Source organism: Streptomyces hainanensis (assembly GCF_004348415.1).
GTDB classification, from domain to species: domain Bacteria; phylum Actinomycetota; class Actinomycetes; order Streptomycetales; family Streptomycetaceae; genus Streptomyces; species Streptomyces hainanensis.
The window spans coordinates 1-13,445 of sequence record NZ_SMKI01000192.1; the positions used below are offsets into that span (position 1 = coordinate 1).

Here is a 13,445-nt window from a genome sequence, read left to right on the forward strand (position 1 = left end):
GCACCACCCTTGTCCAACTCACCGACCCCACCCAAGCCACGCCCACCATCGCCAAAGCCGCCACCACCGCGGTCCGTCAAGCACACCGTCGCTAGACGCGACAGCGGCATCGGCAGGCGAGCGTCCCCGGGGGCGAAGAATGGCCTCGATCACGACCGGTACGCCATGAACCTCGACCAGAACCACGACCTGGTACTCCACACCGAGCAAGCCCTGCTCGCCGCGCTACACGCCTGCCCCGCGCACCTGTCCGAAGTCAGCAAGCTCCTATGCCCAGACGACTTCGCCCAGGCAACCCACCAAGAGCACTACCGCCACCTCACCGCACAAACCCAAGCCGGAAAGAAACCTCAGGAAAGCACGGTCATCCCGACCGCCGGCCACTCCAACCCCGACAACGCGCCCGCCTACGCACGCCTGGTACTCGCAGCCTCCCTACGCCGGAACCTCGCCCGCCGCGCCGCCCACCTGGCCACCACCGCCCGCGTCGAAGCAGCCGGCAACCTCGGCGCCACCAACACCCTCGCTGCCACCCACGACCTCGCCGAAGCCCTCCGGCACGCCGCACAACGGTGGGGCACCACCGGCCCCCGGCCCAACCACCTACCCGCGCCATCAGTGCCCGCCGCCAGTCCACCGACACAACAGGAGGACGAAGCCCGTTTCCTCGCCAGCTTGGCCAGCCACCCCCAGCACATTCCCGACATCACCCGACGCCTCCACCCGGACGTCCTCACCAACCTCCGCCACCAACTTCTCTACCGCAGCCTCGCCGCCCTCCACCACCGCGGCCAACCCATCGACCCCCTCACCCTTGCCTGGGAAGCCCACCACCAAGGCGCCCCAGCCCATCACCTCACCATCGACCACGTCACCAACCTCACGACCCCCACCACCGACGACCCCTACCAGCGAGCCGACCGACTCCTCCAAGCCGCGTTCCAACGCGCAGCCAGCAACGCAGCCCACGTCATCAAGGCGCTGACCACCGACCTCTCGCTCGCCCCCGGAGAACTCTTCGCTGCTAGCGAGCTTGCCCTCCAGCCGGTCAACCACCACCAGCGCTGGCGAGCGCCCAATCGCCGGGACCAACACACGCGCCCTGGCCCGGGCATAAGCGCGAGGCAGGAAAAGGGGCTGTCACACAGACCGCCATCGGCAAGATCCTGCCCCGATGGCGATGTGCTGATGAGTAGAACCTGAAGGCCCGGCCACCGCCGTGCCGGGCCCAATCAGAGCCCTCTCCAACGCGACTCACGGGCTTCCTCCCACCCACTGTGCCTGGCCTAGCTTTCGTATCAGCGGCGGACCGTAGACTTGGCGACCATGGTGAGCACTGACGAGCACCGTGAGCTGACGCTGTACGCTGTCACGGCCGTTGAGGAAGCGGCTGGGGAAAACGCGAACATCGAAAGCCTGGACTTGACCGCACCCCGGGACGTCTCGGGCTGGTGGGATGAGAACAGGCCCTGTGTCGAGGTTCTTCCAACGCTCACTATCAACGTGATTCGTCAAGGGCAACTCCTAGTCGCCGACCTGCAGAAGCAATTCCCGGGGTCGTCGGTCCGTTTGCGATTCGGGCCGAGAGCCGCTTGGCAGGCGAAGGTGGCTCGGCAGCAGCGGGAGTGGGAAGTTCGGAAGAGTAAGAGGCCTTCGATGCCGCCCGAGACGGACCGGCTGCTTCGCTCACTCAGCCCGGAGTGCGCCATCTGCGGCACATTCGTGTTGCCCCTGGAAGTGGCCCACATCGTGAACTGGCCGGAGACTCTGCGGGCCATCGAGTCCATTCCCGCCTCAGCTGTCCGGGCGCAGCTGGCCGAGATTGCGTTTCACGATCCGTGGAACGCTCTGCCATTGTGCAGGGATCGCATTCGCCGCACAGGCTGTCATGACAAAGAAGAGCGTGGCGAGATTACCAAGGACCGGATGCGTCACGCACGGGCCGCGCTTGACCTTCAACCGGGAGCTGACCGGTTGTATCGGCGATTCGTCAGCCAGAGCCTGATGTCCCCGGGACGCACTGCCCCAGTCGACGTGGCCGCTCTCGGGAGAGCCCTTGCTCTGGCCCGGAGCACGATCCGGCCTGGAGAGCCGGCGCGGTTCCATCTCCAGGATGGGGCCCACGAACTCGACTTCCAGCACGGCTACCTGAGCGGCGGCCACTTCAGCTGCTCGGGGAAGTGCGATGGCCACTGACCCAGCCCCCACCCAGCCGAAGGCCACGAATCCGATCGCCTCAAGAATAAGAAAAGGAGCCCGCATCGGGGTGTTCGAGCGGCGCTCCGGTGGATCTTCCTCGTTCATCAGCACGGACAAGGTTGCCACCAGGTCTGGCCGAGCGAAAAGGAAGCAGTGAGCGTCGCAGGTGACGACTAGCGTTGGGCAGCAGCTGCTCGCTTCGGCCGATAGTGGTGAGGGAGGCGACCGGCCACCCGATCGGGCATCGGCTGTGACCGGTGGCCAGCAGCGCCTCGACCCGGGCGTGGGTGGCTCTGGTGCGGTCGGAGAAGAGGCGCCAGGTAGGCCATGGGCCATGGCGAGGCCGGTGTCGACGCCGTCGTCTTCGTCGGCCCGGGAGCCGGGTCAGGTTGCGCCCTGGGAGATGCGGACTGGGAGGCAGCCGTGGAGAAGGGTGACTTCCCGCTCAGCTGTTACGCAGATGTGAGGCCAGAGGCGGTCGCGGATGGCTGGGGAGCCCCGGCAGTGGTTCCCCCGGCGTAGAACGGTGTTGCGTAGCTCCTTCGTGCGGCGATACCAGCGAGGTCAACCGGTGGTGTTCGCGCGCCGGGAGGCGCGGATCCGGTGCTGGTCAGCGGCTGGAGATGAGGGATACGCCAGGGACTTTTCAGGGACTTTCCACTCTGTCGGAGGGACACCCTCGGGACTTTTCGCTGTACAAGGCAGGAAGGCTGAGACAGTGACTAAAAGAGGCGAAGCCGCAGGTCAGGGGCAACGCTCGGCCGGCAGCTGCTGCGCGAGCCCTACTGGGCCCACCGCGCCGCCGCCGAGCTCGGCGACCGGCCCGCCTGGCCCGAGCAGTGCGGCTACGCCGTCAACAGGTAGACCCCGAAGGGCGCGTCAGAAGTAGGTGGGTTCGCGCGGGGTGTAGTGCTCCTCCAGGGCTGTGGCCTCGTCGTCGGTGAGTTCGATGTCGAGGGCCGCGGCGGCGTCGGCGAGGTGGTGGGCCTTGGTGGCGCCCACGATGGGGGAGTCGACGACCGGGTTGCGCAGCACCCAGGCCATCGCGACCTGCGCCATCGACACCCCGCGCGCCTCGGCGATCCGTTGGACGGCGTCGACGGTCGCCTTGTCGCTGTCGAGGAAGAGCGGCCGGCCCTGCTGGTCGGTGGTGGGGTTGGCCTGGCCGCGGCTGGTGCTGCGGTCGCCCCAGGGGCGGGTGACCAGGCCGCCGGCGAGGGGGCTCCACGGGATGGAGCCCACGCCCTGGTCGGCCAGCAGCCCGAACATCTCGCGCTCCTCCTCCCGCTGCACCAGGTTGTACTGGTCCTGCATCGAGACGAACCGGGTCCAGCCGTTGGCGTCCGCCACGTACTGCATGGTGGCGAACCGCCAGGCCCACATGGAGGAGGCGCCGAGGTAGCGGACCTTGCCGGCCTTCACCACGTCGTGCAGCGCCTCCATCGTCTCCTCCACCGGGGTCTCCGGGTCGAAGCGGTGGATCTGGTAGAGGTCGATGTAGTCGGTGTCCAGGCGCCGCAGCGAGGCGTCGACCTGCTCCATGACCGCCCTGCGGGACAGCCCGGAGCCGCCGGGTCCCTCGCCCATCGGCATGAACAGCTTCGTCGCCAGCACGATGTCGTCGCGCCGGGTGTACTTCCGCAGGGCCCGCCCGACGATCTCCTCCGAGGTGCCGCGGCCGTAGATGTTGGCGGTGTCCCAGAACGTGATGCCGAGGTCGAGGGCCTGCCGGAAGATCGGCTCCGCGGCCTCGTCACCGAGCGTCCAGGGGGTGATCTCCCTCGGGGTGCCGAAGCTCATGCAGCCCAGGGCGATGCGGCTGACCCTGAGACCTGACGCTCCCAGTCGGGTGTACTCCATGGTTCTTCTTCCTTGGGGAATCGGAGGTGGGGAGTGGGTGGGTGGCCGTCTCTCACGATGGCGCGGTGGGGGTGGCGACGCGCGCGCCGGTGCGCCACCCGGCGTAGCGGGCGCTCCCGGCGCGTGCCCACAGGGGGGCCGCCCACTCTGCCGCGCCGGCCGGGGCGGCGGCAGGCCGTGCTGTACGGGTGAACCGGGTGAGGGGGGTGTGACAGGGCCCCCCAGTCGGCTTCCTTCCAGGTCAGCGCGGTATGACTCTGGAGGTATGGCACCTGACCAGCAACGCAACGGTGGCGGGACCGAACTGGGGCGCTTTCTCCGGGCCCGGCGCACCCAGGTGAGCCCGCAGGAGGTCGGCCTCACCCTCGGGCCCGGCCTCCGCCGCACCCCAGGGCTGCGCCGCGAGGAGCTCGCCACCCTGGCCGGGATCAGCATCGACTACTACGTCCGGCTGGAGCGGGGCAAGGAGACCCGGCCGAGCCCCAGCGTGGTCGACGCGCTGGCCCGCGCGCTGCGGCTGGACGAGGACGAGCACGGCCATCTGCGGAACCTGGCGGCCCGTGCCGCCCGGTACGCCCCCGAGCTGCCGGCGCCGCCGAGCCGTACGGTGCGCCCGCACCTGAAGCTGCTGCTGGAGACGCTGCGCCCGAACCCGGCGTACGTCGCCAGCCGCGCCATGGACCTGCTCGCCACCAACCCCGGAGGCCTGGCGCTCTACGCCGGCATCGAGGAGTGGCCGGTCAAGCAGCGCAACCTGGCCCGCTACCTCTTCCTCCACCCGGCGGCGCGCGACGTCTTCGACGACTGGGAGAACCAGATCCGGTTCTGCGTCGGCAGCCTGCGCGCGCTCGCCGGCACCGACCCCGACGCCCCCGACCTGGCCCATCTGGTCGGCGAACTGCTCCTGAAGAGCCCCGACTTCGCGAGCCTGTGGGAGCGCTACGACGTGCGGGGCCGGCCCTTCGGGCACAAGGTCTTCCACCACCCCACCGTGGGCACCATCAGGCTGAGCTACCAGGGGATGGACCTGGAGGGCACCCCGGGGCAGCGGCTCGGCGTGTACGTCGCGGAGCCGGAGACCCCCGACCACGACGCCATGCTGCTCCTCGACCTGACGGCGCCGCGGCCGTCCGCCGAGCGGTCGGCGGAGCGGCAGGGCTGACGGGGCAGACGGGGCAGACGGCGGGTCAGTCGGCGGGTCAGTCGGGCCGCAGTGCCCTGAGGGTGTGCTCGACGAGCGCGTCGGCGTACTCGGGGGTGAGCGGGCCGGAGCGGAACAGCCACCGCTGGAAGAGCGGGGCGTAGAGCAGTTCGAGCGCCAGGTCCAGGTCGGCGTCGGCCGCGACCTGCCCGGCGCGCTGCGCGGCGCGCAGCCGCTCCCGCTTGGCCTCCTCGACCGGCGCCGCGAGCTTCTCCTGGTACTGGGCGGCCAGTTCGGGATCCGCGGAGATCTCCAGGGTGAGCGCCCTGATCGGCCCCTCGAAGGCGGGATCCGCGAACTCGGCGACGGTCGCGCGCAGCACGGTCCTGAGGTCGGCCTCGATGTCGCCGGTGTCCGGGAGCGCGATCCCCTCCGCGCCCTGGCTCAGCGTCAGGAACGCGTCGAAGACCACCGCCCCCTTGGACCGCCACCACCGGTAGATGGTCTGCTTCCCGACGCCGGCCCGCGCCGCGATGCCCTCGATCGAGAGCTTCGCGTAGCCGACCTCGGAGACCAGCTCGCGGGTGGCCTGGAGGATCGCCTGCCGCGAGCGCTCGCTACGGCGGGTGGGGTCGGGGGTGCCGGTGCCTGTCGACATGGGGCCAGCCTAACCCATGACCGAGACGGAACGTCTCGTCTTGACAGGAGGGGGCCTCCTGGTGTGAAACTGGGGTCATGAAGCGAGACGGTCCGTTCCGTCTCGTGCTGGTTTCCGTGGTTCACGAGGTGCGAGGAGGTGGGAGCCCATGACGAGTTCCCGAGTGTGGTTCATCACGGGTGCTTCCCGTGGTCTGGGCAGGGCGTTCGCCGAGGCCGCGCTGGCCGCCGGCGACCGTGTCGTGGGTGCGGCGCGTGACGTCGCCCCCCTGGCGGAGCTGGCCGACGCACACCCCGGCCGTCTCGTGTCCCTGCGCCTCGACGTCTCCGACCGCGCCGCGGTGCTGGCCGCCGTGGAGCAGGCGGCGGCGGCCTTCGGCCGCTTGGACGTCGTCGTCAACAACGCGGGCGGCCTGCTGCTCGGGATGCTGGAGGAGACCACGGAGGAGCAGCTCCGCGCGCATCTCGACGTCAACTTCTTCGGCGCGGTGTGGGTCACCCAGGCCGTCATCCCGTACCTGCGGGCGCAGGGCTCCGGCCATCTCCTGCAGGTCACCTCGATGGGCACCTCGGGCGGGATGGCCTCGGTCGGCGCCTACGGGGCGGGCAAGGCGGCGCTCGACTCGCTCAGCGAGGCGGTGGCCATGGAGATCGAGCCGTTCGGCGTCAGGCTCACCATCGTGCAGATGGGGGGCTACGACACCGGTCTCTTCACCGTGGGCACCACGGCGACCGAACCCGACCCGGTCTACGACCCGTTGCGGGCCAGGCTGGCCGGGTTCTGGGGCGACGACGCCGGGCCCGACGCCAGCACGGCCGCGCCGGTCGTCATGGAGCTGGTGGGCCTGCCCGACCCGCCGCTCCGCCTCATCGTCGGCAGCCGTTCCTACGATCTGGTGCGGCAGATGGACCGTGCCACGACCGAGCTCTACCAGGCGTGGGAGCACCTCAGCCGCAAGGCGGCCGGCTGACGGGCGGTGAGCCGGCCCGCCTCGCGGGCGCGGACGATCAGGAGGCGTCGGCTTCGGGCGGCGCCACCGGGCGCGGGGTCGGGCGCCGGGTCGGGCGCGGGGTCAGGCGGTGCGGTCGAGCTCCCCGAGCACGACCCGGTGGCGCGGCGGGCTCCCGTCGAGCAGCCGCTCGATCTCGTCGACCATGCTGAGCCCGAGGCGCCGCAGCTCGTTGCCGAGCGAGCCCGCCACGTGCGGCGTCACGAACACGTTCGGCAGCCGGAGCAACGGCGAGTCGGCGGGCAGCGGTTCCGGTTCCGTGACGTCGAGCACGGCCCGCAGCCGGCCCGTCGTCAGCTCCTTCACCAGTGCCTCGGTGTCCACCAGGCTGCCACGGGCGGTGTTGATCAGCACGGCGCCGTCCGGCATCAGCGCCAGCCGCTCGGCGTCCAGCAGATGCCGGGTCTCCGGGGTGGCCGGGGCGTGCACGGAGACGATCGCGCAGCTGGTCAGCAACTCCTCCAGGGACACGGCGCGCACGCCGAGTGCCCGCGCCTCGTCCTCGTCCACGTAGGGGTCGTGGAGCAGCACCCGGTGGTCGAAGGGCCGCAGCAGTTCGATCACCCGGCGGCCGATCCGGGAGGCGCCGATGATCCCGACCCGTGGGCCGGCGTTCCCGAAGTCCCTGACCACCAGGCCGCGCGGCGGGGCCCCGGTCTCGCGGTACGCGTCACGGAGGGCGAAGACGTCCTTGCCGCACAGCAGGATCATGCCCAGCGTGTACTCGGCGACCGGCAACGCGTTGGCGTCCGCCGCCGTGGAGACCGTGATCCCGCGCTCCCAGACGGCCGGGGAGAGCAGCTTCTTCACCGTGCCGGCGGTGTGCAGGATCGCGCGCAACCGCGGCAGGGCGTCGAGGACGTCGGGGGTGATCGGCGGGCAGCCCCAGCCGGTGACGAGGAACTCCACCTCGGCCAGCCGCCCGGCGAGGGCGGGGGCGGCGAAGTCCGTGACGGTGATCGTGGGATCGATGTCGACCAGCTCCGTCAGGCGGGCGAGCACGTCCGGCGGGAACAGCAGGGGGAGGTTGCGGTCGTCGACGGCGAACAGGGCAGTGGGGCGCATGGGCATCGCGGGGAAACACCTTCGGTCGGCTGGCTCACCGGCCAATAGAATGCGCCATACCGCTCATGATTAGCAATCTTCATCCAGGACGCGCAACGATCGCTCGCGCGTTGGCGGTTCGGGCGGCGGGTGGACCGGTTCCGGTGCGGGGGAGGCGGGTTCAGCCGCCGGACGCGGCGCCGCAGGAGGCCCGCACGATCAGCCGGGGCTGGAGGACGACCTGCCGGACGGCCGGCGGCTCCGCCGCGTCGAGCCGGTCGAGCAGCAGCCGGGCCGCCAGCTCCCCGAGCTCGTGCTTGGCCGGGGCCACCGCCGTCAACGGCACGTCGGCCAGCGCGGCGATCTCGTCGTCGTAGGCGATCAGCGCCAGGTCCTCGGGGGTCCGCAGCCCGCGTGAGCGCATCCGCCGCATCAGCTCGATCGCGTCGTGGTCGGAGTGGACGAGCGCCGCCCGGGCGCCGCCCTCCAGGCAGGTCGCCACGAACCGGTCGTAGCACTCGGCGGCCTCCGCCGCGCCGGGCGACGGCTGGCCGCTGTCGACGACCGGGGCCGACGCGTCCAGCCCGAGCTGCTCGACGGCGGCCGCGTGCCCCTCGCGGATGTGCCCCGCGGTCGGGCTGCCGTTGGTGAACAGCGCGACCCGCTCGTGCCCGAGCTCCGCCAGGTGCCGCACCGCGGCGGCCGCGCCCTGCCGGTGGTCGGACGCCACGAACTCGTAGGCGCCGTAGCGGTCCTGCGGCTGCCGCTCGAGCAGCACGAACGGCAACCCGCTGTCCCGGAGCCGGTCGAGCGTCGCCTGCGGGACCAGGGGGCCGCCGGCCGAGGTGACCAGCAGGCCGGCGGCGCCGGCGGCGCGCAGCTCGTCGATCTGCGTCAGGTCGTCGGGCCGCGCGTAGTCGCTGAGGCCGATGACGATCCGGGCGCCGCGCGCGGCGGCCGCCGCCTGGACGCCGGCGACGACGCGCGGGTAGTAGTAGGTGGCCGAGGGGACCAGCAGCCCGAGCGCCCGGGACGGCGCGACGGGGGTGGCGGAGGGGCGCGTCGCGGTCGCGCCGGCGGCCCCGGAGACGGCGGGTGGCACCGCCAGCATGGCGCCGCCCCGCACCCGCGTCACCCGGCCGTCGGCCTCCAGGTCGGCCAGGTCGCGCCGGATGGTGGCGCCGGAGACGCCGAGCCGGTTCACGAGCTCGGACACCTTCAGCCCGCCCGCGGCTTCCAACTCTCTGAGCAGCAGCTCGTGTCGCTGCGCGACCAGCATCTCCGCCATGGCCATCTCCCCCCGAACAGGTCCGCACATCTTAGGTCCTGTCCGGGCTGATCCTCGAAGACCGCCCGGACAGGACCGAGGTGATCGACCACCGACCACCAGTGCCACGACGCCGGCCCGCCGTCGCCGCGGCACCCCCGCGCCCCGGCACCCGCCTCAACTAGGCTGCCGGGGACGGGGAAAGGGGAGCCGATGGGGGACGACCCGTTGGCGGAGCTCGTCACGCGGCTCCGGGAGCATCACGAGACGGGCGATCCGGCAGGGCTGTTGGACGACGCCGCCCAGGCCGCCGTCGAGCGGCTGAGCGCGGCGGGCCCGAACGGCCCGAACGGCCCGGACGCCGTGTGGGTGCTGATCGAGGCGCACCGGGTCCGGGCCGAGGCGGATCCCGAGCGCCACGAGCCGGCGTTCCGGGCGCTGCTGGAGCTCGTCGGGCTCCGCTTCATGGCCGACCCCTGGTCGGCGCCCCGCCCGCTCTGGCCCCGGCTGACCGCGCTGACCGGCTTCGACCCGCTCGCCGACCCGCTGGACCGGCTCGCCGACCTGGTACGGCAGGACGAGGAACGAGGCGGCGCGGCCGTCGCGGACCTGGCCGCCGCCGTCGACGTCGTGCGCCGTGCCGACGTCCCGGGCCGCGAGCCCTACCGGGACACGGTGCTCGGCCTCGCGCTCGGCCGCCTCGCCGCGTCCGCCGAACGGGCCGGGGCCGAGCGGCTGGCGGACGCCACGGAGGCGGTGCGGTTGCTCGGCGCGCTCGCCGAGGGACCGGGCCCGAGCGCCCGCCGGTGGCTCACCTACGCCGCCGCCCTGGAGCGCCGCCTCGACCTCGCGGGAGACCCCGCCGACCTGGCCGCCGCCGAGGCCGCCCACCGGCGCGCGCTCGACCTGGCCGCCGAGGGCGACCCCGCGCGGGCCGAGGCCCAGGCGGGCATCGGCATCGCGCACGCCCGCCGCGCCGAGGCCGCCCAGGACGCCGGGGACGCCGGGGCCGAGCTGCGCGAGGCCGTGCGCTGGCTGCGGCGGGCCGCCGACCGGGCCCCCGGCAGCGAGGCGCACCGGGCCAACCTGGCCCGCGCCACGGGGCGGTTGGTGCGACACACGGTGCGCGCCGCCCTGGCCGCCGAGCCCGAGCCCGAGCCCGAGCCCGAGCACGCGCCGCCCTCACCCAGCCTCGCCGAGGCACCGTCCGGCGGCCCTCCGGACCCCGAGGCGCGGCGGCAGGCGGCCGAGTTCGTCGAGCTGGCCGCCCGGGTCGGCGGCCGGGTCGTCACGCTCGCCGCGGCCGCCGAACGGCTGGCGGAACCGGCGCGCGCGCCGGGGCCGGCCGCTCTCGCCGGCGTGCTGGAGTTCGCCGCCCACCAGATCCCGACCCGCCCCCCGCACGACCTGCTGCCGGCCCTCGCGCTGGCCATGGCCGTGGCCGAGCCGCGCTGGGGCACCGACCCGGGCGGAATCTGGTGGTGGGCCGCCGACCTCTACGTCGAGGCGGCCAGGCTCAGCCTGACGGACCGGCCGGACGGCGCCGTGTTCCGCCGGGCCCGCGAGGTGGTCGACCGGCAGATCGCCACGCTCCGCGCCGCCCCCGGGCCCGACGCCGTCGCCGAGCTCGGCGAGACGCTGTTCGCCGCCGGGCTGCTGCACGTCACGCCCTACCTCGGCCGGATGGCGGGGCTCTCCTTCGAGGGCGCCCACGAGCTGTGGCGGCGGCGCGAGACGCAGCGGCGGGCCGTCACCCCCGGGCCCGAGCCGGACCCGGACGCCATGCCCGACGCCGAGGCGGCGGCCGGAACGGCGGTGCGCCACCACCGGGAGGCCGTCGGGCTGACCACCGGGCACCCGCGCGGCCGGGCGCTCAAGGCGCTGGCGGAGGCCCTGTCGATGCTCGCCGGTCTCGGGGAGGGCGGCCCGGGCCACGACCGGGAGATCGGGGCCGCCGTCCGCGAGGCCCTCGACCTGTTGGACCCGGCCCGGGACCCGCTCGGCTTCCTCTACCTGCTGCGGTGCCTCGCCCTGCTCGGCGAGCTGGCGCTGCCGGACCGGGTCGCCGACCTGCTGCCCGTCCGCCTGGACGAACTTCCCCCGCACGAGGCCCAGGCCGTCCGCACCGAGACCCTGCAACTGCTCGACGAGGCCCGCCGCCCCGACCTGGCGGCCCAACTGCTGCGGCTCGCCGAGCGGTTGCCGTCCCACCCCACCGACCCGGCGCAGCTGCGCCGGATGTGGGACAGCGCCGTGCACGCCCTCCCCGGGAACCGGCTCGCCTGCGTCCCGATGCGGGGCCGGCTCCCCGAGGCGGCCGAGCGGCTGCGCTCGCTGGCCGACGACCAGCAGTGGCCGGCGCCCGAGAGCGCCGCCGCCCTTGTCCACCTCGCCGCGCACTGCGCGGGGGAGGCCGACGCGTTGGGCCGGGAACTGCTGGCCGAGGCCCGGCGCCGCGCCCCCGAGTGGGCCGCCGAGGCCCACCTCCCGCTGAGCTACCTCGACGCCCGGCTCGCGCACGGCCTGGCGGCCGGGGCCCACGACACCGACCCGCGGGCCGCCACCCGGTGGCACGCCAGGGCGGCGGAGGCCGACGCGGCCTGCGGCCAGCTCGACCTGGCCCTGGCCGACCTGGACGCCGCCGCCCACTGCCTCGAACGCTGCCCGGCGGAGGAGGCACCCGTCGCCGCGGTGGAGCTGGTGCCGCCCGGGGTCCTGCTGGCCGGCCGGCTCGACGAGCCCGCCGCGCTGCGGTTCCGCGACCTGTGGCAGCGGGTACTCCTCGCCGTCTCCGGGGAGTTCGCGTCGCCCGCCGTGGCGCTCACCCTGCACCAGGTCGCCAAGGCCCTCGACCTCACCGCCGTGCTGGCGGCGGCCGGCCCGCTCGACCCGTCGCCCCGGCTGGCCGCGCTGCTCGACCGGCAGCGCGCCGAGGTCCCGGCGGACGTCCCGCCGCCGGCGGCCGAACTCCCCGGGCCCGTCTCGGGACGGCTGTACTACGTCGGCCTCGGCGAGGCCGAGCCGGGCGGCGACCGGGAGGCCGAGTCCCGCAACCAGCAACGCGCGGCCGATCGTCGGATCAGCGCGCGGCTGCACGCCACCCGGGGCCGGGCCGCGCTGCCCGCCCTCCCCGACGAGATCCAGGCCCGGATCGACGCGGACACCGTGCTGGTCTCGCTGTTCCTCGGCCACCAGCGGGGCGCCGCCGACGGGCGGCCCCGGATGGCCGTCCAGGCCGTGGCCCTCACCCGCGAGGACCTGTGGCACGGCTCGGTGCGCCACGAGAACCTGGACGGCGGGCTGCTGCGGCTCACCAGGGGCACCCGCCGACTGGCGCTCTCCCCCCTCGCGTTCCAGGTCGGCGAGGTGCGCCGGGAGGTGGTGACCGACCCGCTGTTCCGCGCGGTCGGCCGGCGCGGCGCCCGACTCCTCGCCGACGGCGCCACGGAGTTGCTGACGCCCCTCGCCGGCCTGCTCCCCGAATGGCGGGCCGCGGGCAAGCGGCACCTCTGCGTCTGGCCCAACGGCCCACTGCACTACTTCCCGTACCACCTGCTCAGCCCCGACGGGCGGCCGCTCGCCGACGACTGGACGGTCACCCAGCTGCCCAGCCTCGGGGCGCTGGCACCGCCGGACGCCGGGGACGACCGGCCCACCGGCCGTGGCCTGGTCGCCTTCGCCGCCGAACACGGGCCGGAGGAGGTCGGGTTGGCCGACCAGGCGCGACGGATCGCCGCGCCCTTCGGCGGCACCGTCGTCGCCGGCGCGGCCGCCACCCCACGCCGGTTCCTCGCCGAACTCCCCGGCGCCCGCTACCTGCACGTCGCCGCGCACGGCCGGCACAACGAGTGGGCCCCCTGGTACCAGTGCCTCCAGCTCAGCCCGGACGCCGACGGCGAGGGCCGGGTCTTCGCGCACGACGTGCTCCGCGCCGACCTGCGCGGCGTCGCACTGGTCACCCTCAGCTCCTGCGACTCGGCGCTCGGCCGGTTCGACATCAACGACAACCTCAGGGGTCTGCCCGCCGCCTTCCTCGCCGCCGGCGCCTCGGCCGTCGTCGGCTGCCTCTGGCCCGTGCACCCCGACGTGGCCACCCACTTCTTCGCCACCCTGTACGCGCGGCTCGACATCGCCCCCGACCGCCGCGCCGCCTACCGGGCGGCCCAACTCGCCACCCGGGAACGCTTCCCCGCCTACCGGGACTGGGGCGCGTTCTGCTTCGTCGGCGACTGGAGAACCCCGTGAACACCCTGCGCCTCCCGAACCC

The 13,445-nt window shown here is 73.6% G+C and carries 9 protein-coding genes; 4 read left to right on the forward strand and 5 right to left on the reverse strand.

Annotated elements, in window-relative coordinates; translation table 11 throughout:
- The first annotated feature begins 165 nt into the window (after positions 1-165).
- Positions 166-1,203, forward strand: a complete 1,038-nt coding sequence (locus E1283_RS18675) for a DnaB-like helicase N-terminal domain-containing protein (protein WP_132819219.1) — start codon at positions 166-168, stop codon at positions 1,201-1,203.
- Positions 1,204-1,794: 591 nt separating this feature from the next.
- On the opposite strand, the gene E1283_RS40120 is transcribed toward E1283_RS18675, so the two are convergent.
- Both E1283_RS40120 and E1283_RS18685 read right to left on the reverse strand, forming a co-directional pair.
- Complete coding sequence (locus tag E1283_RS40120; protein ID WP_132819220.1) at positions 1,795-2,316, reverse strand: hypothetical protein; 522 nt, start codon at positions 2,314-2,316, stop codon at positions 1,795-1,797.
- Positions 2,317-3,078: 762 nt separating this feature from the next.
- On the reverse strand, positions 3,079-4,059 hold the full coding sequence (locus E1283_RS18685) for an aldo/keto reductase (protein WP_132819221.1): 981 nt from the start codon (positions 4,057-4,059) through the stop codon (positions 3,079-3,081).
- A 265-nt stretch (positions 4,060-4,324) separates the two neighbouring features.
- Between E1283_RS18685 and E1283_RS18690 the strand changes: the two genes are divergently transcribed.
- Entirely contained in the window at positions 4,325-5,221 is an 897-nt protein-coding gene (locus E1283_RS18690; protein ID WP_132819222.1) for a helix-turn-helix transcriptional regulator, read from the forward strand.
- A gap of 37 nt (positions 5,222-5,258) precedes the next feature.
- Here the strand turns inward: E1283_RS18690 and E1283_RS18695 are convergent, their stop codons facing one another.
- Positions 5,259-5,858: a TetR/AcrR family transcriptional regulator gene (locus E1283_RS18695; RefSeq protein ID WP_132819223.1), complete on the reverse strand. Its 600-nt coding sequence runs from the start codon at positions 5,856-5,858 to the stop codon at positions 5,259-5,261.
- A 148-nt stretch (positions 5,859-6,006) separates the two neighbouring features.
- Between E1283_RS18695 and E1283_RS18700 the strand changes: the two genes are divergently transcribed.
- A complete protein-coding gene (locus E1283_RS18700; RefSeq protein WP_132819224.1) occupies positions 6,007-6,828 on the forward strand; it encodes an SDR family NAD(P)-dependent oxidoreductase in 822 nt (273 codons plus the stop codon).
- Between the two features lie 102 nt (positions 6,829-6,930).
- On the opposite strand, the gene E1283_RS18705 is transcribed toward E1283_RS18700, so the two are convergent.
- Positions 6,931-7,938, reverse strand: coding sequence for a hydroxyacid dehydrogenase (locus tag E1283_RS18705; RefSeq protein ID WP_132819225.1), 1,008 nt, complete (start codon positions 7,936-7,938; stop codon positions 6,931-6,933).
- Positions 7,939-8,092: 154 nt separating this feature from the next.
- Positions 8,093-9,199, reverse strand: a complete 1,107-nt coding sequence (locus E1283_RS18710; RefSeq protein WP_132819226.1) for a substrate-binding domain-containing protein — start codon at positions 9,197-9,199, stop codon at positions 8,093-8,095.
- Between the two features lie 192 nt (positions 9,200-9,391).
- Here E1283_RS18710 and E1283_RS18715 point away from each other — a divergent pair, with 192 nt between their 5' ends.
- A complete protein-coding gene (locus E1283_RS18715; RefSeq protein ID WP_132819227.1) occupies positions 9,392-13,423 on the forward strand; it encodes a CHAT domain-containing protein in 4,032 nt (1,343 codons plus the stop codon).
- Positions 13,424-13,445 lie beyond the last annotated feature (22 nt).